The following is a 19,859-nucleotide window of genomic DNA, read 5'->3' as shown; positions in this document are numbered from 1 at the left end:
ACGGTGTCGTCCTCCCCACTCGACCGAGTTGACCTTGATCAACGGAAGATCGGGGACGTTTAGTGTCCCCGGTGTCGCGAAAGCCACTTTCGCGACATCAGGTGTCCCGAAAGTGGCTTTCGCGACACCGGCCACCCGACAGCGACCAGGCCCGGATCGCCAAGAGCGGCACTGAACGACAGCTCCGCGACTTTGCCGGGACCCTGACCCTCAAAGTAGGGTAGGAGGCCTTCACGGACTCAGCAACCGGATCGCGAGACACGTCCTAACCGATGGGCTCGATCCAGATGTTGCGGAACTTCGGATTCTCACCCGGGTCACCGTGGTCCTGGAGGCGGATCGCGCCCGGGCTCGCGCTCTCCGGGATGTTGTCGCCCGTGCCGCCGTCGATGGCCACGTCGTTGTGGACCACGACGCCGTTCCAGATCACCGTCACCCTGGCGTTGTCGGTCTTGTTCCCGGCGCCGTCGAACCGCGCGGCGCGGAAGGTGACGTCGTAGGTCTGCCAGGTACCGGGAGCGGTCGCCATGTTCCGGTCGGGTGCCCGCTTCGAGTAGATCGAGCCCGCCTCGTTGTTGGCGAGGGTGGTGTCGCCGGACGATTCGAGCACCTGCAGTTCGTAGCGTTCCTGGAGGTAGACGCCGCTGTTGCCCCTGGCCTGCCCGGTCACTTCCGGCGGGTAGTTCGGCTCGTTCCACTCGACGTGCATCCGGAAGTCGCCGAACTGCTGCTTCGTGCGGACGTCCCCGCCGTTCGACTCCATCGCGCCGCCCGCCACCGGCCAGGTCGCGGCGCCACCCGCCCGTTTCTCCCAGGCGTTCAGGTCGGTGCCGTTGAACAACTGGATCCGTTGGGCCGCGGTGACGGTGAGGCTGTCGAGGTTGACGTTGCCCGCGTCGCCGCTGTCGTAGCGGTAGGAGATCGTGTTCGCCCCGGCCTTGAGGGTGAGCGTTTCGGGTTGGGAGTTCCACGTGTCCCAGTTGCCGGTGCTCGCGAGCCGGACTTGTCTGACCTTGGTGCCGTTGACGTAGACGCTCACGGATTTCGTCCCTGGCGCCGGATCCGGGCCGTTCGAGTAGCGCAAGGCCGCGTTGTAGGCCCCGGCGGAAGGCGCGTTCACGGTGAACGTCGTCGAGGCGCCTTGGTTCCAGTAGCCGTCGACGAAGCCGGTGCCCGCGTAGCCCGAGTGGTTGGTGTTGGTCGCGGCGCCGCCGCTCAGCGCGGCCCGCTCCGCCTCGTACGTCGTGCTAGCCGGCGGGCCGCCGACCAGTGAGTTCAGCGTGTACCACGCCTCCGTGCTCCACAGCGCCGTACCGGACTCCGAGGCGAACGGACGCGGGGACCGTACGTGCACCACGTGCCCCGCCTTCAGGCCCGCTACCTGCAGCGTGACCTTCTTGCGGTCGGGGGACAGGCTCGCGGAGGTGACGGACAGCGTCTGCTCGTCGGCCTTCGGCCCGCCGTAGGCAGCGGTGGGCTGGTAGCGCCACTGCTGTGCCTGGTATTTCGCCGCCAGGTTCTGTGCGGTTTCTGCCGAAAGCGGCTGGGTGTACTCGAGTTCGAACCCGCCCGCGACGGCGCGCATCGCGAGGATGTCGAAGGCGCTCTTGCCGTTCGGCGTCACCTTCTGGAGACCGTAGGCGAGCTTGCCGGGCTGCCCCCAGTTGCCGCCGCCGTCGATCCCGCCGGTGTAGATCGCGCCGTCCGGCCCGAGGCTGATCCGGCTGACACCCGATTCGAGTCCTTGCGTGAGACGGAAAACGGCGCCCTGGTACTCGCCGTTGACCTTCTCCAGGAACGCACGCTGAAGACCGCCGTAGGTCACGTCGCCGTACACCATCTGCCCGGCGAAGGGACCCTGCGACAGCATGACCATGTTGCTCGGTGAGTTCGCGATCTCGTTGTGCGGCAACCACAATACGGGCGCGGTCACCGGTTTCGCGTCGAACGGTCCCGGGGGATTGGTGTAGTGGTTGAAGAAGCGGTCCTGCTTGACCCGCACGAGCTTGTTCGCCGGGAGCCAGCCGCCCTGATTGTCGGTGACGAAGACGTCGCCTTCCGGCCCCCACCCGATGCCGTGTGGTGTGCGCAGCCCGCCGGCGAGGTAGGACACCTGACCGGTGGCCTTGTTGATCTTGATCGTGGTGCCGCGGTTCGGCGCGGGCTGCGGGTCGGTCGTGGCGCCGCCGTAATTGATGGACACGGAAAGGTTGGCGTAGAAGAAACCGTCCTTGTAGAGCAGGCCGAACGCGAACTCGTGGAAGTTGCCGCCGTACGGCCAGGTGGCGACCGTGCGATAGTCGTCGGTCACGCCGTCGCCGTTGGTGTCGTTCAGTTCGACGAGCCGCGTCTTCTCCGACACGTAGAGCTTGCCGTCGACGTACTTGACGCCCATCGGCTCCTTCAACCCACTGGCGACTCGCTTGGTCTGGACCTTGGTCGGGTCGGTGTTCCCGCTGACGTTGCTCAGCAGGTGGACCTCGCCGAGCACCTTCTCGGAACCGCCCCAGGTGGCGATGGCGAGCCGACCGTCGGGCAGCCAGTCCATCCCGGTGACCTGCGGCTGGAAACCGTTCGGGCGCAGGTTCGTCAGCGCGAAGCCGGGGTGGACGCTGTTCAGCGGCAGGCCGTCACCGGGCGAATCCGTGGCGCCCTCGCACTCCTTACGCCCCGGCGCGGTCACCCGGACGACGTCAGCGTCGGTGCTGAGCACGGAATTCGGCACGAGCGCGAAATCGGCCGCGCCCGGCGGCCGCCATTCGAGAGTGACCTGCTGATCGGCGGCGTTGTCGAAGTGGTCGATGCGCAGTGCGTGATATCCCGTGCTCAACTGGATCGAACCGGTCGCCGGTGTCCCCGAGTGCAGGCCGTCGTGGTTGATCACCGCCTGGCCGTCTATGCGGAGCCGGGAGCCGTCGTCGCTGGTGAGCCGGAATTCGTATTGACCGGCGGTGGTGATGTCGAGGTTGCCGATCACTTCGGAGACGAACCGTTCGTTGAGCCCGAAGTCGGCCGTGCTGGTCCAGTTGATCGCCGGCATCAGCTTGTCGACGTTGGGCGTCTGCCCGGACTTGATCGCGCAGAGCTTGGTGATCTCGCGCTGGAGGTCGTACGTGCGAAGGGTGACGCCTGGTTGCTGTGGCGGGATGGCCGCTTCGGCCGGGGCCGATACCAGCCCGGACAGAGCCGTGACCAGCGCCAATGAGGCGAAGATGGGCCGGTTGAAGCGCTTGCGGACAGACGGAAGCATCGTTGCTCCTCGAGGTCGGCGGCGGAGCACCTCTGTGACGTCCGCTGAACCTAGAAGTACTTTCGTCAGGAGTCAACGAAAGTATGTACAGTCCGGGCGAAAGTTAGGCCTAATGGTCGCGCCATGCTTCGCTCCCCCTTGGCGCGCTCGCCCCTCCGGGATCTTCCGCATCGGCTCGCGGAGACCCTTTCGGAGGTGCTTGGGTGGCGGTTTCGTGTGATCAGCGGACAACTCGCGTGATCGGATGGACGACACGCGTGTCCAGAGAGACGACTCGCCGCGCAGCCCGGCCGCTCGTGTGTCCGTCCATCTCGTCACGCGCGTCGTCCGTCTGGTCACGCGTCAGGACCCCAGCAGCGAATCGACGAGCCGGTCCACTGGCCGACGGTCAGTCAAGAGAATCGCCGAAACGCGGGCCGCTTGCTTGCGCCATTCAGGTGGGAACGGGGGAGAACCCGCGACAGCGAACGGTGCCGGGGCGACAACTGGATATGGATCGTTGGGACGACGAGTCCGCGGCCCGCTCTCCGTTGACGCCGCATCAGCTGCCCGCCGTGACCGCCACCTTCGTCGGGAGGGAGGTGGAACTGGCCAAGCTCAGCGAGATCGCGGACCGGGGCGGGGACGGCCACTCGATCGCGGTCGCGATCGTCGCCGGCGCGCCGGGGGTGGGAAAGACAGCCCTGGCCGTGCAGTGGGCACACCGGCAGCGCGACCGGTTCCCCCACGGCGACCTCTACTGTGACCTCCACGGCTACGCTCCCGGGCCACCGAGTACGCCGCACGAGGTCCTCGCCGGATTCCTGCGGGCGCTCGAAGTCCCCGGGAAGATGATTCCGCGAAGCCTCGAAGCGAAATCGGCGCTTTTCCGCTCGTTGGTGGACGATCGCCGGTTCGTCATCGTCCTGGACAACGTCACGTCCCCGGACGAGGTCCGTGCCCTGCTGCCCAGTACGGCCGGTTGTTTCGTCATGGTGACCAGCCGCAGCAGCCTGTCCGGGCTGGTCGTACGCAACGGCGCGCGGCGGATCACCTTGGACATGTTGTCCCCGGACGAATCCGAAGCCTTGCTGCGCGAGGCGATCGGGCCGGAACGGGCGGACGAGGAACCGGGAGCGATCGCGGAACTCGCCGATCTGTGCGGACATCTGCCCCTCGCGCTGCGGATCGCGGGCGAGCGCGTGGCCGCCCATCCCTATCTACGCCTCGCCGACCTCCTGACCGAACTCGCGTCGGAGGCGCTGAGGCTGGACGCGTTCGAGACGGGTGACGACGAAATGTCCGCCTTGCGGCCCGTGTTCTCGTGGTCGTACCAGGCCCTTGATTCCGCGACCGCCCGCGTCTTCCGGTTGCTCGGCCTGCATTCCGGCCCGACGATCAGCGTGGCCACCGCGACCGTGCTGGCCGGGACGCCCTCGGCCGATGTCCGGCGCAGGCTCGACAAGCTCACCGGCGGCTGCCTGTTGTCCGAAGTCGGTCGCGACCGGTTCCGGTTCCATGACCTGCTGCGTGTCTACGCGAAGGAGTGTGTCGAAGCAGAGGAGTCGGCCGAGGAGCGGGAGAACTCGTCCAAACGGCTGCTGGAATGGTATCTCGCCTGTGCCGATTCCGCGGATCGTGTGCTCACACCCATGCGAAGGCGCACCGCCCTCGAGATTTCCGCCTCCGACAGGCTCGAATTCGACACCTACGGGGACGCGCTCGCCTGGTGTGAGGCCGAGCAACCGAATCTGGTCGCGTCCGTGCACGGTGCGCTGGCCGCGGACCGGCCGTCGATCGCGTGCCGGTTGCCGCTCGCGTTGTGGGCGTTCTTCACCCTGCGCAAACCGTGGGCCGACTGGATCGCGACCTACAAGACCGGGGTGGACGCCGCCAGGCGATGCTCCGACCCGTTCAGCGAGGCGTCACTCCTGGCCGGACTGGGGATCGCGCACCGAGACCTGTGCCGGTTCGAAGAAGCGATGGAGTACCTGGAGTCGGCGCTCGCCATCCGGCGCCGGATCGGTGACTCCTGGGGGCAGGGTCAAGCGCTGATCAGCCTCGGAATCGCCTACCACGAACAGGGGCGGTTCACCGAGGCCCTCGAACATCACGCCGACGCGCTGGCGGTCTTCCACGCGCTCGGCGACGAATGGGGAGCGGCGCAGACCCTGCACTTCGTCGGTCTCACGAACCACGAGCTGGGCCGGTTCGATCAAGCCTACGAGAACCTTCGGCAGGCTTTGGCCATCCGCCATCGCATCGGCAATCGCTACGGCGAGGCGGAAACGCTGGTGGGGCTCGCACTCGTGTTCCAGAAGATCGACCGCAGCGGGGAATCGGCGGGACAGCTGGACCGGGCGCTGCGGCTCCGCCGTGAAATGGGGGATCGCTACGGCGAGGCGGCGGCGTTGGACCATCTCGGCCAGCTCTGGGAGACGAAGGGCAAGACCGACTCGGCCCGGGACTGCTGGGGTGACGCGCTGAAGATCTTCAACGAACTCGGCGCCCCGAGGGCGGCGGACGTGTACGCGCGGCTCCGGCGGATCCAGGCAAGCTCACCGGGGTCGTGAGCGGTAAAAGCGGTTATTGAAGGTAAGGGGAAAGGGCTCGACCCCTTCCCGCGTCGACATCACGGAGCCGGACTCCCGAGAGCCACCCGCGTGCATGAAGGAATCGGGACAGTGACCTCACCAACAAGCCCGAGACCGTCTACGAAATCCGCGTCTGTGGCCGTCGCCACGAAACGGCAAAGTGAGTCCCCCTCACTACCCGGACCCTCAACACCGTTTCCGTGCCCAGCCTCCGTTTCGTGAGCGTCAGCGGAACTTCCACCGCGCCGGCGAGCCGCCGGGCGGCCGGTTCGGGAAGGCCCCGGCCGCGCGGGGAACAACGCGACCGCGGCGTGATCGGGAAGCGTCACGAGCCGGGCGTCCCACGACCGGACCGATTCCACCTCGAACACCTTTCCCAGCAGGGTTTCCGCACCCTCCGCGTCGAAGTTTGACAACCGCCGGGGCGAAGACCCGGCTCACCTCGGTGAGCGCCTCGATCGGTTCGGGCACGTGGTGCAGCGTCCGCAGGGCCGCGGCGCCGTCGAAGGTCCCGTCGTGGAAGGGGAGACCGGCGACATCCGCCCGGACCGCGAACCCCGGTGCTCGCGAAACGTGCGACGACAGGTCCGCCACCACGGTCCGAATCTTCCGGCGCGTGAGTAACCGCGAGAGCGTCCCGGTGCCGCCTCCGACGTCCAGCACGAGCGAGCAGCCTTCCGCACGAAGAGAACTGCGCCGCCGAAAGCCCATTGGCCGCGAAGCGCCCGGAATCGGTCTCCTAGTCGACGGGTACGGCAGCGTTCGTCGACGTCGGCATCCAGGACTTCTCCCGCCCACGGCCTTCCGGGGTAAGGACCGGGAAGTCGTCTGCTCGGTTAGAGTGCGGTCAGAGCGAGGGGAGGGCGATGACGACGGGATCGGGCGAGTCCCGGCTGCGGTCGGCCGTTCTCGCGCAGGCGTGGGAGAGCATCTCCGGGGTGGAGGTCCTGTCGTCGGCCGACGGCGGCCCGCTGACCCGCACGATCAAGAAAATCATCGACCCGCTGGTGATCCGCACGGCGGCGCGTCCCCGGCTCGGCCGTCCGGTGCTGGACCCGATCGTGGCGGCGGAGCTGACGGAACTGCTCTTGGCCGACGCGGACCGGTTGCGCGCGACGGCCGCGTGGTTCATCCATCTGAAACGGCAGCGCCGCGTCTTGCGCATCACGGCGGGCAACGTCCAGGACGTGTGCTTCCCGCTGGCGTACGAGCTGGCGACGGGTTTCGGCGCGCCGGGTCCGGAAGCACCGGCGACGGCCGCGTCGGCGTTGCGTGATCTGCACGGTGAGGGCGGCGCGGCGGGTGTCGATCAGCTCACCGGATATCTCGCGGATCCCCTGCTGTCGGCCGATCTGACCGCGGAGCTGCATCGCCGCTGGCACGCCGAGTCCGCCGCGCCTCAGGACATCACCGCGCTCCAGACGTTCGTCGAGAGTCTTTCCGACACCGCCTGGCGGGTCCTCGCCGATTCGGCGACCGGGCACGCCCTCGGGCTCGCGCTGCGAAGGCCGGGTGGGGCGCGGGCCTTGAGCCAGGCCGTTCAAAGGATTTCCGGGCTGCCCGTACCGGACCTCGGCCTGCAGCGCGGGGACCGCACCGCCGTCCCGCCACTGAACCGGCGCGACGAAACCGGCGCCGAACTCCTCGAACGCAGTGTCGAGCGCCGGGTACGCGCGACCTTGCGCCGCCTTCCGCCGGACGAGCGAGCTTCCGTGGCCGAACTCGTCGACGACGAACTCGACCGTGTCGCCGCCGGGTTCGGGCTCGGCCTGCCCGCCTTGGCCGCCTGCTTCGCGCTCGGTGTCGTCCTCGCGCCCGCGTTGCGTCCGCTCGATGGCGCGGCGCCAGCGGGCGTCCCCGAATTCGCACGGCAGCTCAACGCCCAGGTCGCGCGAGAGGGTTACGTGCTGCACGCCCGCCGCGCACTGGCCGGGGCCACGCCGCTCACCCCGCGGCCCGACGCCGAACTCCTGCGCGATCTGCGTGAGTTCGCCAAGCAGTTCCTCAGCAGACTGTGGGTCCGGCTCCACGGCTTCGACGTCCGCGGCGACCTGCCCGCCGACGCCGCCGACGTACGCGACCTCGTCACCGGCGTGGTCCGGTCGACCTCACTGGATCTGCGGACGAAGGTGCGCCGCGCGCTCGTGGCCCGCCTGCCGGATCTGGAGGCCGTGTCGTGACGCATCCGGTGCGCACCCCCGTCGTCGCGGCGGACGGCGGCCTCGTCCATTTCGCCCTCGACGATCTTCTCGCCGGTCGGGCGTCCTCGATGCGGATCGAACTCAGCGACGCCGGAGCCGCGGAACCGTGGCTGACCCGGCTCGTTGGCGCGGAAACCAGCCTCACCGTGCTGGCCAAGGGGCACGCGGACCTTCCCGCCCGGCCGGAACTGGCCAGACTCGCCTTGCTGCTTTGGCTGCGTCGCTGGTGGCCTGCCGGCCCATCGCTCGGAGTTCCTTCGCTCGACCCGGCGTTGCTCGACCTCGAAACGGCGGTCGCGACGGTCGAGGTCGAGGAAGTCGCCGAAGGTCTCCTCGACGGTTTCGAAGCGTCCCCGGCCGAGCTGTTCGACACGGCGATCGCGGACGACGCCCTCCTGGCGGCCGCGCCACCGGTCGCACACGAGGTCCGAAGCCTGTGCACCCGCCTCGCGGCCTGGTTCGACGACCAGGACGACGTCGTGCGCGCCGAAGCCGCGGCGGAAGTACTGGCACGCCTGGCGATCGCGGCGCCGGGCCAACGCGCGTACACGCTGGCGGCCGGCACCGATCCCGGCGCACCCGGGGAAGGCGTACTCGCGAGCGGACGGGCGAGCGTGGACTGGGCGCGAGTACCGTCAGGGATCCTGGACGCCGCCGAAGAGACGGTGACCTGGCGGATCGTCACGGCCGCGGCCGCCACCCGGCTCGAAGTCGACGTCGCGGGCGCGTTCGCCGACGCGACGCTCACCGCGGTCGCGACCCACGACGGTGAACCTTTCGCGGAGGTGTCCCTGGCGCTCGGAGCCGGGCGGTTCACCGGGACGGCGGACCTGGACGAAGCCGCATCCCGCCTCGTGGCGAGCGTCCACAGTGGACGCATCGGGCTCGTCGTGGGTGTGGCAGCCGAAGGAGTCGCCGGGACAACGGCGGAAGACCGGGCGGAAGTGGTCGCGCTGGTGCGGGCTCGACCGCCGGAAGACCGGACACTGGCCGAACGGGCGGCGGCCGCTTCCGCCGAAGAGGAGTTCTGACGTGCTCGTCGGCATGCCGCCGCCCCAGACCCCGCCGGACCGCCCGCTCCCGCCCGAGCTGAGCCCCGCGACCTCGCACGGCTACAACTGCCGTTGTGTCGCAAGGCATTTCGGTCTCGACCCGGTCCGGTATGACGAAGTGCCCGCATGTTCGCTCTCCGAGAGCAAGTATCGCAAGCTGCTCAGGGAAGCCGCCAAGGTCCAGGACCAGGCCAAGCGGCTCGCCGCGGTGCGGAACGTCGCCGGTGCGCATCGGAAGTACGCGCGGATGCGGGAGATCGCGCGGAAACTCGACCGGACCGACCTCGAAGTCGCCGCGGTCAGCGATCTGGCCCACGTCTGCTACACCGCGGGGGACCTGCGCAACGCGAGGCAATGCGCCGAGGCCGTACTCCAGGTCTTCAAGGTGAGCACCGCCGCCATCGTCCACTTCGGACAGTACGCCGAGGTGCGGATGATCGAAGGCTCACGGGAGGTCGCCGAGCGTGTGCTCATTTCCCTGGCCACGGAGGAAGGTGACGTCGCCAAGGCGCGTGAGCTGATCGCCGGGCAGCGCCGCCGGGCGGCGTTCCGCAAGGAAGCGGGGCCGGAACAGTATCCGCCCGAGTTGCTCGACATCCACGGTTCCGACGAGATGGAACTGCGGATCTTCGACGTGCGCGTCCAGATCGCGGCCGGAGATCTGGCGGGTGCGCGGGTCGCGCTCGAGGAGATCCTGGCGGCGCTGGAGGCCATGGCGGAGATCGACGAGGTCCGCGAACGGGTCATCCAGCAGCAGGCCATGGCCAGGGCCGAACGTGCCCGGATCCGCCAGGCGGGCGGTGAGGACGCCGACGCACGGGCCGACCTGCTGAGGCTGAGCGCTCAGCACGCGAGCGCCCCGATGGCCGCGAAGGCCGACATCGGGCTGGCGGAGGGCCGTGCCCTGGCGGGTGACTTTCCCGGCGCGGTCGCCGCGATCGTCGCCGCCCGCGACGAACTCGCGGCGGCGGGCCTGACCGGCGACGTCGCGGAGGCGAGCCACGCGCTGGGCACATTGCTGCTGTACACGGGCGACGTCACGCAGGCAAGAGAACAGTTCGAGCACGCGAAAACGATCCGGACGGCCAACGGCGACGTTCCGGGCCTGCGCCTCGTCGACACGGCACTGGCCCGCTGTGCCGCGGCGGAAGGCGACTGGGCGACGGCGGAGGACTACGCGACCCGCGCCAGGGAGTCGGCGCGGGCGTCGGGGGACTGGTCGGACTACCTGCACACGGATTTCGTGGCGGCCACGATCGGGTTCGCCCGCGGGGAAGACCTGCGGGCGGTGCTGGATCTGGCGCTCCCGCTGACGCTTGCGGCGGCGGAGTACCGGTTCGAGTTCGTTTCGCCACCGGCGCGCACGGCGTGGGCGCGCGACATCGCCGCTCCGACGATGGGGCTCACGCTGGCGTTGCTGGCCCAGTTGAAGGAGCCGAGGCTGGCGGCCGAACTGATCGAGCGCACCTGCGCGGTCGGGGCGTACACGGGCGTCGAGGGGCCGTCGCTCGACCTGACCGGAACACTGCCGACCCTCGAAATGCTCCCGTCCACTAAGGACGATCGACTTCCACTGGCGGCACTGGGTTCCGTCACGTCGTCGCTCCCGCTCAGGCTCGCTCCACCGCCCGCCCTGCGCTGGTCGCCGTCCTCGCCCATGGAGCTGGATCGGTGGCACCGCCTCGCCACCGAGCGGTATCGCCTGCCGCGGCTCGCCGCCGAAACCGTCGAGACCTGGCCCGCCGCCCAGCCCGGCCGTGAGACCTTCCTCCTGCGCTTCGCCGACGCCGGGCACACCTTCCTCACCTGGCGGACCACCGAGGATCTCGACACCGTCCACACGCATCCGCTCGACTTCGCCTTGGTCGGGACGGCTCGCGAGTACCTGGACGCCGCCTCCCCGACCCCGCACGAAGGCGAGAGTGTCGCCGGCGCCGTCCGGCGCTCACTGAGCGAGGAAGCGTTCGGCAGCCTCGCCGGTGAACAACGCCTGGCCCGCGTCCTTGCCCTCAATCTCCTGCCCGCCGACCTGGTCGAACGGCTCCGGCGTGCCGCCGACGGAGGAAACCGTCCGCTCCTGCGCGTCCAGCCGTCGCCGAGCCTCGCCGGGATCCCGTGGGGACTGCTGGCCCTGCCCGACCGGCGGGCCGATCGCGTGCTCGACATCGGTGAGCTCGGCATCTGCTTCGACAGCGACGATCGCGTTCTCGACATCGCCGACGTCTCACTGCTCGCCCCGGCCGGGATCCCTCGTCGTCCGCCCACCGCCGACGGCCCGCCCGTCTACCTGCTCGATCCGCGGATTCCCGGGCAAAGCGCGTTCGGCGACCTGGGATCGGTGCTCGGCAAGCAGGACACGACGTCGCCGCTGATCCGGCACCTGGACGCGCGGCTGGCCGACGGCCCGGTCCTTCCCGCCGCCGCACGCGGGCTCGATCTGGTCCGCCGCACCGACACCGACCGCCGTCTGCTCGCTTCCCTGTTGTCCGAGCCGTGTTCGCGGCTGGTGTTCGTGGGACACGTCAGCCGTGTCCGCGACGAGTACGGCGCGCAGACCGCGCTGCACCTGTCCTGTTCGGCCGATCTCCCCGGCACGGCCGAGCCGATCGGAGCGCACCGGCCGTACACCGCCGCCGACCTCGCACTGTCCGAAGTGGACACCATGCCCGCGCGGGTGGCCTTGATCGGCTGCGCGAGCGCGGGCGACTTCGGCCTGGCCGAACCGTTCGGTGTGCTGCTCGCCGCCGTCGCGGCCGGAGCGGGGCTGGTCGCCGCGACCGTCTGGGCCCTGCCGACGTCGGCCGCCGTGCCCGGCGCGGACCCAATGGCCGAACTGGTCATCGCCGTCGACACCGCGCTCGCCGGTGAGGACCCGGTCTCCGAGCTGAACGCCTGGCAGCGGTCGAGGCTCGCGCGCTGGCGCGAGAATCCCGAACCGGCCGCGTCGCCGGTCTTCTGGGCGCCCCTGACCTGCCTCGACGCGACCGACGACGGGAAAACCTGGGTTCGGTAGCAGGCCGCCCGGCCGAAGCTGTGTTCATCGAGAACGACACAGCGAAAGGCGGCACCTGATGTTCAAGAAGATCCGCGACAAGATCAACGACGCGACGCAGCAGGGCATGGCGCGGGGCGAGCAGGACTTCCAGCGGCACGCCGAGCAGTTCCGTCAGGCCGCCGCCGCGCAGGGGCACGACATCACCCCGCAGCTGCCGACGCCGCAGCTGGCCGCGCAGGCGTTCCGGACCATGAACGCCGACCCGGACATGGCCGCGTTCCTGGCGCTGCCGATGGAGGAGCAGCTGCGCCAGCAGCAGGAACTGCAGGCATACGGCACCGAACTGCGGCGGCTCTACGACACCTGCGAGCCCGCCACCCTGGTGATCCGCGGCCTGGAGCCGACCGGCCGGAAGATCGCCGGACAGGCGCAGTACACCGCGACGCTCGAGGTCATCCGCGCCGACGGCGCCACCTACCGGACGGTGACGCAGCTGATCACGCCGCTGGCGACGATCCAGCAGTACGCGCCAGGAACCCGGCACGAGGCCCGCGTCGACCCCGCCGACCCGGCGAAGGTCGCCGTGTTCGGCCCGATCGCGTAGGGAGTGGCGATGTTCGGGTCCTTCGAGTTCGCTCTGCCGGAAGACCCCCGGCAGGCCCGCCGTCCCGGCCTGCGCCTGTGGCTGCTCGGTGTGCCCACGACGCTCGCCTGGGCGGTCGCGGGCTGGTCGGGAACCCTCGGGCTGCTGGACGGCTTCCGGCTGATGTCGCTGAACCGCGTCGGCGCGTGGGGGGCCGGCGCGGGCCCGGCGGTCTCGCTCGTCCTGTTCTTCAGCATCTCGATCACGGTGGCGTCCTCGCTCGGGTTCGCGATGCTGTGGGGCGGTGGGATGTCGTTGCGGGGGATGGGCGTCGGCTTCCGCGCGAGCAGTCTGGCCGCATCCCTCGGTGTGGCGCTGGGCAGCGGCTTCGCGATCCCGTCGTGGACGCCGCCCGAATCGGTGGGGCAGCGGTTGCCGGTCGGCGGCGGCGTGGCCGAGCCGTGGACCGACGTCGACTGGATCGTCTACTACGAACCGTATCTCGTGCCGGGAGTGGCGGGGGTGACGGCGCTGGTCATGGTCATGGTGCTGGGGCGGGCGTTCGTCACCAGGGCGGAGGCGGACGACCGCGCGCAGGCGCTGGCGCAGACCGGCCGCCAGGTGACCGGGCAGCTGATCGGCGTCGAGTTCACGAACGTCTGGGTGATGGGGAATCCGAGGTTCACGGTGCAGGTCCGGTTCCCCACGGAAAACGGGGAGCGGACGGTGGTCACGACGATGACCACCTCGCCGTTGCAGACCCCGTCCCGCGGTTCGACGGTGAAAGTCACCTACGACCCACACAATCCCGACTCGGTCCAGGTCGATCCGGACCCGGCGGATCGGGCCGCGGGCGGGAACCTCGGTGCCTTCCTGCCCCCGTTGTTCTGATCGCCCTCTACACTCCCGCGGATGGACGAACAGACGGCAGAGGTGTCCACCTCTCAAGCGGTCCGCAAAGCGATGATCCGGCTGGTCCCGTTCCTCGGGCTGCTCTATCTGCTCAACTATCTCGACCGGGTCAACGTCGGGTTCGCCGCGCTCACCATGAACGCCGACCTCGGCATCAGTTCGGCCGCCTACGGGCTCGGCGCCGGTCTGTTCTTCGTCGGGTACTTCTTCTTCGAGGTGCCCAGCAACGTCATCCTGCACAAGGTCGGCGCCCGGATCTGGATCGCGCGGATCATGGTCACCTGGGGCATCGTCGCCTCGGCCACCGCGTTCATCCAGGGCGAGGTCAGCTTCTACATCGTCCGGGTGCTGCTCGGTATCGCCGAGGCCGGGTTCTTCCCCGGCATCATCCTGTACCTGACCTATTGGTTCCCGCGTAAGCAACGAGCGAAGATCGTCGCGCTGTTCTTCCTCGCGGTGCCGCTGTCGTCGGTCATCGGCAGCCCGGTTTCCGCCCTGCTCATCCAGAACGGTGAAGGCGTCCTCGGCTTCGACGCGGGCTGGCGCTTCATGTTCTTCGCCGAAGGAGTGCCCTCGATCCTCCTCGGCCTGGCCGTGTTCTTCCTGCTGCCGAACCGGCCGAAGGACGCGAAATGGCTGACTCCGGTGCAGCGCACGGCGTTGCAGTCATCCATCGACGCGGAGGACACCCGCGAGGTCGGCAAGGAGGTGAGCACGCGATCGGCCCTGACCGACCCGCGTGTGCTCGCGCTGAGCGCCGTCTACTTCGGGATCATCTTCGGCCTCTACGTACTCGCTTTCTTCCTCCCCCAGGTGGTCAAGGGCTTCCAGCAGCAGTTCCAGACCACGTACAGCGTCGTGGAGATCGGGCTCATCACGGCGATTCCCTACGCCGTGGCCGCCGTGGCCATGGTGCTGTGGGCACGCCATTCGGACCGCACCGGCGAACGGGCGGGGCATGTCGCCATCGCCGCGTTCGTCGGCGCGGTCTCGATCGCCGTCGCGCTGTACCTGGGATCGCCACTGATGGTGATGATCGCGGTGACCCTCTGCGCGGTCGGTGTGTTCACCGCGATCCCGGTGTTCTGGCAGCTTCCCAACGCCTTCCTCACCGGCGTCGGCGCCGCCGCCGGGATCGGCCTGATCAACTCGTTCGGCAACCTGTCGGGCTTCGTGGGCCCCTATCTCACCGGGTGGCTACAGGGTTTGACCGGCAGCTTCCGTGCCGGGATGTGGTCCGTCGCGTTCTTCATGGCGATGGCGGGCTTCACCGCGTTGTCCTTCCGCCGCAAAGAGAAGAACGCAATCAAGTGAGGTGGTCGAAGTCGCCGTTCACCCACCGGATGTGGGTTTCGGCGCTTCGGTGGACGACGGCCCTGGCGTCACGATCGATGGTGTCGCCGCCGAGGGTGTAGAGCCGGTCGTAGGAGAAGTCGTCGAGCCGGTCGACGATCCGGCGCACCACGGCGGCGGACATCGGGATGTGCTTGGGGAAGTTGCGCTGGAACGACACCCAGTCCGGCGCGAGTCCGCCGGTGATCGTGTCCCCGGCCAGAATGCTGCCGTCCGGGGTGCGGGCCACGGCGCTGCCGCGCATGTGTCCGCCGAGCCGGACGAGTTCGAGTCCCGGCAAGGGTTCGGCGTGCTCGTCCCAGAACTCGAACGCCGGGTCGGGCGCGGGCAGCCATTCGCGATTGCGTTCGTTGACCAGCACCGGGACCCCGCCCAGCGCGCGGCTCCAGCCGAGCTGGGCGCCGAACATGTGCGGGTGACTGGTGGCGATCGCGGCGACGTCGCCGAGACCGCGGACCACGTCGAGCACTTCGGTGTCCAACCAGGACGGCGGATCCCAGAGCAGGGTGCCCGCCGGGGTCACCGCGATGAACGACCAATGCCCGATGGCGAAATGCGGCTCTCGCTTGATGCTGTGCAGGCCGCGGCCGTGGTCACGGTGCGAGGTCTTGTGCGGCGCGGAAATCAGTTCTTCGTGCGTCCACCAGCGTCCGGTGTGCGCGCCGAGGTCGCCGGCTTCTTCGATGCCGACCTCGCCGCGGTCGAGAACACACCGGGGCGGCTCCGGAGTGGCGGGATGTTCGATACCGCACCTGTCGCAAATCCACATGATCGACAGCGTGCAACTTCCAGTGTGCTGGAGGTCAAGACGCGTTTCCCCCGGCTCGCCGAGCCGGGGGAAACGGGGTTTCAGCTGACGGTCGTCTTGCCGAGGGTGGCGTCCTGGCCGGGCGGGTCGAGCGTGAGCTGGACGTCGAACTCGCCGAGCGAGCTGTCGGTGACGATGTGCGAGGTCGCCGCGGGGTCCACACTGCTGGTCGCCTCACCGGCGGGGGTCCCCGCCGGGATGGTGAAGTCGACCGTGCCCGACGCTGTGAACTTCAGCGATCCTTCCGCGGGCACCTCGGTGTCCGGGATGGGCAGCTCGATGGGGATCGACACCTTCTGCTCGCCGAGCGCGACGTTGACCTTCGAGCTGATCGTGCCGGAAAGCTTCGTGGCCCCGACCAGCCGGAGTCCGTCGCCCGCGGCCTGTCCGGAATCGACGTCGAGGGTGAACGGCACCGAAATCGGCGTTCCGGCCTGTGCGGTCGCCGGGATTTCCGCCTTCACCACCACCGCCACCTGCTGGTCGCCGATGAGGGGGAAGCCACCCTTGTACGTGAGATTCTTTTCGACGGCGGCCGCGGTTCCGGCCGCGGTGAGCATCACGGTTCCGGCGACCACGGCGGCGATCCCGGCCGCGCAGAACCGGCGAACACCCTTCCGTACGAGGGTTTCCGTCATGTCTGGTCCTTTCGTCGTTGAATGGGCTCGCCGCCGAATCTAGGTGGAAAGTCACCAACGGGGAAAGGGAAAGATCACTTGCGTTTTCTTTGCGCGCCGATCTTGTCACGGGTATGCGGAATGATGTGATCGCGACTTGTCATGCGAAAGCGGAAAGGGGAAATCTGCCGGAGTTTCTTGTCACCCCGGTGACAGGTGCTCCGGTCGCAGGGTGACCGGCTAGGGTCATGATCGTGACCGACCGACCCGAGCCGTGGCACCTCCGGACCCGCAAGTTCCTGCGGGCGACGGACCAGCGTGGTGAACTGGTGCGCGGCGCGCGGCTCCTCCGCAAGCTCGTCCCCGGGGCCGACACGCCCGGTGATCCGCTGGCGACGTCGACGGGCCGTTCGTCCGACAGGCTCGCGCGGCTGCTCACCGAGGCGGGCGCCGATCGCCCGAGCGCGACCCGTGAACTGGGGCTGGCCGCCGTGCAGGCCTGGCAGGCCGTCCGTCGATCCGGCGACCAGCCACTGGCCGCGAACGGGATCACGGTGCTGTTCACCGACCTCGTCGGCTTTTCGACCTGGGCGCTGCACGCCGGCGACGACCGTGTCCTCGAACTGCTCCGCGCCGTCGCCGACGTGACGGAGTCCGTCGTCACCGGGCATCGGGGAAGTGTCGTCAAGGGGCTGGGTGACGGCGTGATGGCCGTGTTCGCCGACCCGGGTGAAGCAGTGAACGCCGCCTACGAGACGTGCTCCGCCGTGAGCGTGATCAAGGCCGACGGCTACCTGCCCCACCTGCGGGCGGGCCTGCACCGCGGGAACCCGCAGCGTGTCGGCAACGACTATCTCGGTGTCGACGTGAACATCGCCGCCAGGGTCATGGCCGCGGCGGACGGCGACGAGGTGCTGGCCAGCGGCAGTGTCGTGGAAGAACTCGACGCGGACGCCGTCATCGTGCGTCCGCGCCGGAACTTCCGCGCCAAGGGTACCCCGAAGGATCTCCGGGTGTACCGCGTCGTCCCTCGCTACTCGCCTACTTAGGCATCTCCGACGGCTGCGAATCCAGCCCTGCCCGAGGCTTCGACCAGCCGCCGCGGGTGAAGTCCGGCACCGCGACCGGTTTACCGCCGCGGGCCAGCGAGACCACGCTCAGCGGCACGGGGGAGCACCAGACCGCGGAGTCGTAGACGTCGATGTCCGGCACCAGGCCCGCGCGCATCTGCTGCACGATCCGCCACTGCAGCACGTAGTCCATGCCGCCGTGCCCGCCGAGGTTCGGGTCGTCCTTGAGCTTCTTCCACAGCCAGTGGTCGTGACGTTCGCGGTACGGCCCGAAGTCCTTCCACGCGTGCCCGCTGTGGTCGGGCTCGACGTAGATGCGGGCGGGGTAGTCCTCCACGATGCCGCGGCTGCCGGCGAGACTGTTGATGCGGCTGTAGGGACGCGGCGAGCTGACGTCGTGCTCGGCGCGGATGATCCGTCCCCGTTCGGTCTCGATCAGACAGCTCACCAGGTCGCCGTTGATGTAGGTCTCTTTCCACGACGGGTGGCCCGGCGGCATGTGCCGCTTCCGGTAGTCGGCGAGTCCCTTCGGTTCGGTCGCCGTGGCGCGCAGCGTGGCGAACCGGTCGCCGCGGTTGACGTCCATGCAGGCCGCGATCGGGGCGAGACCGTGCATCGGATAGAAGCTCGCGGTGCTGCGGGTGTGCCACTTGCGGCGCCACGCGTCGGTGTAATACGTGTCGGAGAACAGCAGTTCTCGCAGGTCGTGCAGATAGCCGCCGTGCCCGTTCGTGACCTCGCCGAAGACGCCTTCGTGCGCCATCTTGAGGATGGCCAGCTCGTTGCGGCCGTAGCTGCAGTTCTCGGCGAGGAACAGGTGTTTGCGGGTCTGCTCGCTGGTGTTGACGAGGTCCCACAGCTGGCCGAGCTCGGTGGCGATGGGCAGTTCGACCCCGACGTGCTTGCCGGCGAGCAGGGCGGCCTTGCCCTGCGGGTAGTGGAACTCCCACGGCGTCGCGATGTAGACGAGGTCGATGTCGGTGCGGGAGAGCATCTTCTTGTAGGCGTCGGCGGAGCCGCCGTACTCGGCCGGGCGCGGTCGCCCGTCGGCGGCGAGCTTGTCCGCGGCGGCCTTCGCGCGCTCGGCACGGATGTCGCAGACCGCGGTGACCACGGCGCCGGGTACGGCGCTCCACCCGCCGATCATGGACATACCGCGGTTGCCGAGACCGATGAGCCCGATCCGGACGGTTTGGTGCCGGTCGAACGGCACCCCGATCATGCTGCGCTGGCCCGGACGGCGGGGCGCGCTTTCCGCTCCGGTGGTCTCTGCGGCGTCGGCACTCACCGGGATCGCGGCGAGCGCCCCGGCGGCGAGAGCGCCACCGAACAGTGTCCGCCGGGAAACAGAGGGCAGGTCGGCCATGAAGAACACTCCTTCGTGTCACCTTCGGTACCCAGACTGTGTCCAATCGCCGCCAGATATGTCAAGAGATGCATCAAAGCGAGCATAAAAGTGCACTAATGCGCAGTTTGGCTGTGTGGAAACAAGCGGTTCGCGCAACCCGGGTGCGTGCACGCACCTGGGTCACGCGTCCGCTCAGCGGCGGATCAGCACCTGGTCGATCGACTTGCGCACGAGGTTCGGCACTACGCAGTCATCCGCCGGATAGCCGACCGGGATGACGGCGAACGCCTTCTCGTTCTGCGGCCGCTCCAGAAGTTCGCCGAGGAACCGCATCGGCGACGGCGTATGCGTCAACGCGGCCAGCCCGGACAGATGCAACGCGGTAAGCAGCATGCCGACCGCGATACCCACCGACTCGTCGACGTAGTAGTGCTTGTGCTTGGTGCCGTCCTCGTCGAGGAAGTAGCGCTGCTGGAAGACCACGATGAGGTACGGGGCGTCGGTGAGGTGGGTCTTGACGGCGTCGGTGCCCAGCGGGCGCAACGCCGAGAGCCACTCTTCGCCGAGCCTGCCCTCGTAGGAGACGCGTTCCTCCTCTTCGGCGGCCTCGCGGATACGCTGTTTGGTCGCGGGGTCCTTGATGAGGGCGAAGGTCCACGGCTGCTGATGCGCGCCACTGGGCGCGGTGGAGGCCACCGCGATGGCGTCCACCAGCACCTGCTCGGGTACCGGGTCGGTCGAGAACATCCGCACGGTGCGGCGGGTGTCCATGCGGCGGCGCAGATCGGCGGCGGTGGCCAGCGATTCTTCCTCGGACAGGCGAGTGGGGTGGTAGGGCACCGGCTCGAAGGGGTCGCCGTAGGTCGGGGTCCACTGTGCTGCGGTCATGATCCCGATTCTGGCGCCGCACGGCGCTCACCGGAAGCCCCGGCGACAAGTTATGTCCCCGGCGTTATGCCGCCATCTGTCCCAAATGGACGGACGCCGGGCGGAGTATCGAACCGCTCGGTTCGATACCTAGAAGAACCCTCAAGGGTGGTCGTGACGACGAGATAGGTACCTATTGCACGACTTTCGGCGGTGTCCGATTTCTCTTG

14 protein-coding genes are annotated in these 19,859 nt (G+C 68.8%); 8 read left to right on the top strand and 6 right to left on the bottom strand.

Annotated elements, in window-relative coordinates; all coding sequences use genetic code 11:
* Nucleotides 1-265: 265 nt before the first annotated feature.
* Nucleotides 266-3,250 (bottom strand): family 16 glycoside hydrolase, encoded by a 2,985-nt coding sequence (locus ACM6LR_RS11855; protein ID WP_414938640.1) that lies wholly within the window; start codon nucleotides 3,248-3,250, stop codon nucleotides 266-268.
* Nucleotides 3,251-3,804: 554 nt separating this feature from the next.
* Here ACM6LR_RS11855 and ACM6LR_RS11850 point away from each other — a divergent pair.
* The gene (locus tag ACM6LR_RS11850; protein ID WP_414938641.1) at nucleotides 3,805-5,802 is read left to right on the top strand and encodes an ATP-binding protein; all 1,998 of its coding nucleotides are present in this window, start codon (nucleotides 3,805-3,807) and stop codon (nucleotides 5,800-5,802) included.
* Between the two features lie 246 nt (nucleotides 5,803-6,048).
* Here the strand turns inward: ACM6LR_RS11850 and ACM6LR_RS11845 are convergent, their stop codons facing one another.
* Nucleotides 6,049-6,534, bottom strand: a complete 486-nt coding sequence (locus ACM6LR_RS11845) for a class I SAM-dependent methyltransferase (RefSeq protein WP_414938642.1) — start codon at nucleotides 6,532-6,534, stop codon at nucleotides 6,049-6,051.
* Nucleotides 6,535-6,689: 155 nt separating this feature from the next.
* Between ACM6LR_RS11845 and ACM6LR_RS11840 the strand changes: the two genes are divergently transcribed.
* Genes ACM6LR_RS11840 through ACM6LR_RS11815 form a run of 6 tightly spaced genes read left to right on the top strand, consistent with a single transcriptional unit; the run spans nucleotide 6,690 to nucleotide 14,880 of the window.
* Nucleotides 6,690-8,003: a hypothetical protein gene (locus ACM6LR_RS11840; protein ID WP_414938643.1), complete on the top strand. Its 1,314-nt coding sequence runs from the start codon at nucleotides 6,690-6,692 to the stop codon at nucleotides 8,001-8,003.
* Nucleotides 8,000-9,055, top strand: coding sequence for a hypothetical protein (locus ACM6LR_RS11835; protein WP_414943742.1), 1,056 nt, complete (start codon nucleotides 8,000-8,002; stop codon nucleotides 9,053-9,055). Before ACM6LR_RS11840 ends, ACM6LR_RS11835 begins: the two co-directional genes overlap by 4 nt.
* A 1-nt stretch (nucleotide 9,056) precedes the next feature.
* Nucleotides 9,057-12,089, top strand: a complete 3,033-nt coding sequence (locus tag ACM6LR_RS11830) for a hypothetical protein (RefSeq protein WP_414943741.1) — start codon at nucleotides 9,057-9,059, stop codon at nucleotides 12,087-12,089.
* A 58-nt stretch (nucleotides 12,090-12,147) separates the two neighbouring features.
* Nucleotides 12,148-12,675 (top strand): hypothetical protein, encoded by a 528-nt coding sequence (locus tag ACM6LR_RS11825; RefSeq protein ID WP_414943740.1) that lies wholly within the window; start codon nucleotides 12,148-12,150, stop codon nucleotides 12,673-12,675.
* 9 nt (nucleotides 12,676-12,684) lie between these two features.
* Entirely contained in the window at nucleotides 12,685-13,545 is an 861-nt protein-coding gene (locus ACM6LR_RS11820) for a DUF3592 domain-containing protein (protein ID WP_414943739.1), read from the top strand.
* A gap of 21 nt (nucleotides 13,546-13,566) precedes the next feature.
* Nucleotides 13,567-14,880: an MFS transporter gene (locus ACM6LR_RS11815; protein WP_414943738.1), complete on the top strand. Its 1,314-nt coding sequence runs from the start codon at nucleotides 13,567-13,569 to the stop codon at nucleotides 14,878-14,880.
* On the opposite strand, the gene ACM6LR_RS11810 is transcribed toward ACM6LR_RS11815, so the two are convergent.
* Together ACM6LR_RS11810 and ACM6LR_RS11805 are read right to left on the bottom strand one after the other, a co-directional pair.
* Nucleotides 14,873-15,688: a hydrolase gene (locus ACM6LR_RS11810; RefSeq protein ID WP_414938649.1), complete on the bottom strand. Its 816-nt coding sequence runs from the start codon at nucleotides 15,686-15,688 to the stop codon at nucleotides 14,873-14,875. The genes ACM6LR_RS11815 and ACM6LR_RS11810 overlap by 8 nt on opposite strands.
* Before the next feature lie 80 nt (nucleotides 15,689-15,768).
* Nucleotides 15,769-16,365: a DUF6801 domain-containing protein gene (locus ACM6LR_RS11805; protein WP_414938650.1), complete on the bottom strand. Its 597-nt coding sequence runs from the start codon at nucleotides 16,363-16,365 to the stop codon at nucleotides 15,769-15,771.
* A 227-nt stretch (nucleotides 16,366-16,592) separates the two neighbouring features.
* On the opposite strand from ACM6LR_RS11805, the gene ACM6LR_RS11800 reads away from it, so the two are divergent.
* Entirely contained in the window at nucleotides 16,593-17,393 is an 801-nt protein-coding gene (locus ACM6LR_RS11800; RefSeq protein ID WP_414938651.1) for an adenylate/guanylate cyclase domain-containing protein, read from the top strand.
* On the opposite strand, the gene ACM6LR_RS11795 is transcribed toward ACM6LR_RS11800, so the two are convergent.
* Nucleotides 17,386-18,780: a Gfo/Idh/MocA family protein gene (locus tag ACM6LR_RS11795; protein WP_414938652.1), complete on the bottom strand. Its 1,395-nt coding sequence runs from the start codon at nucleotides 18,778-18,780 to the stop codon at nucleotides 17,386-17,388. The two genes, ACM6LR_RS11800 and ACM6LR_RS11795, sit on opposite strands and share 8 nt — an antisense overlap.
* 174 nt (nucleotides 18,781-18,954) lie before the next feature.
* Nucleotides 18,955-19,650 (bottom strand): nitroreductase family protein, encoded by a 696-nt coding sequence (locus ACM6LR_RS11790; RefSeq protein ID WP_414938653.1) that lies wholly within the window; start codon nucleotides 19,648-19,650, stop codon nucleotides 18,955-18,957.
* Nucleotides 19,651-19,859: the final 209 nt, after the last annotated feature.

Origin of the sequence: Amycolatopsis sp. cmx-11-32, assembly GCF_047608695.1 — a bacterium.
Lineage (GTDB): Bacteria > Actinomycetota > Actinomycetes > Mycobacteriales > Pseudonocardiaceae > Amycolatopsis.
Note: the sequence above shows the minus strand (reverse complement) of the source record. Positions and strands in the feature narration are given on the sequence as shown.

Bases quoted from the DNA above. Each gene is read 5' to 3' on its own strand.
- ACM6LR_RS11790 (WP_414938653.1), bottom strand. From the start codon at position 19,650: ATGACCGCAGCACAGTGGACCCCGACCTACGGCGACCCCTTCGAGCCG.
- ACM6LR_RS11795 (WP_414938652.1), bottom strand. From the start codon at position 18,780: ATGGCCGACCTGCCCTCTGTTTCCCGGCGGACACTGTTCGGTGGCGCT.
- ACM6LR_RS11810 (WP_414938649.1), bottom strand. From the start codon at position 15,688: ATGTGGATTTGCGACAGGTGCGGTATCGAACATCCCGCCACTCCGGAG.
- ACM6LR_RS11825 (WP_414943740.1), top strand. From the start codon at position 12,148: ATGTTCAAGAAGATCCGCGACAAGATCAACGACGCGACGCAGCAGGGC.
- ACM6LR_RS11815 (WP_414943738.1), top strand. From the start codon at position 13,567: ATGGACGAACAGACGGCAGAGGTGTCCACCTCTCAAGCGGTCCGCAAA.
- ACM6LR_RS11800 (WP_414938651.1), top strand. From the start codon at position 16,593: ATGATCGTGACCGACCGACCCGAGCCGTGGCACCTCCGGACCCGCAAG.
- ACM6LR_RS11840 (WP_414938643.1), top strand. From the start codon at position 6,690: ATGACGACGGGATCGGGCGAGTCCCGGCTGCGGTCGGCCGTTCTCGCG.
- ACM6LR_RS11820 (WP_414943739.1), top strand. From the start codon at position 12,685: ATGTTCGGGTCCTTCGAGTTCGCTCTGCCGGAAGACCCCCGGCAGGCC.
- ACM6LR_RS11855 (WP_414938640.1), bottom strand. From the start codon at position 3,250: ATGCTTCCGTCTGTCCGCAAGCGCTTCAACCGGCCCATCTTCGCCTCA.
- ACM6LR_RS11845 (WP_414938642.1), bottom strand. From the start codon at position 6,534: ATGGGCTTTCGGCGGCGCAGTTCTCTTCGTGCGGAAGGCTGCTCGCTC.
- ACM6LR_RS11805 (WP_414938650.1), bottom strand. From the start codon at position 16,365: ATGACGGAAACCCTCGTACGGAAGGGTGTTCGCCGGTTCTGCGCGGCC.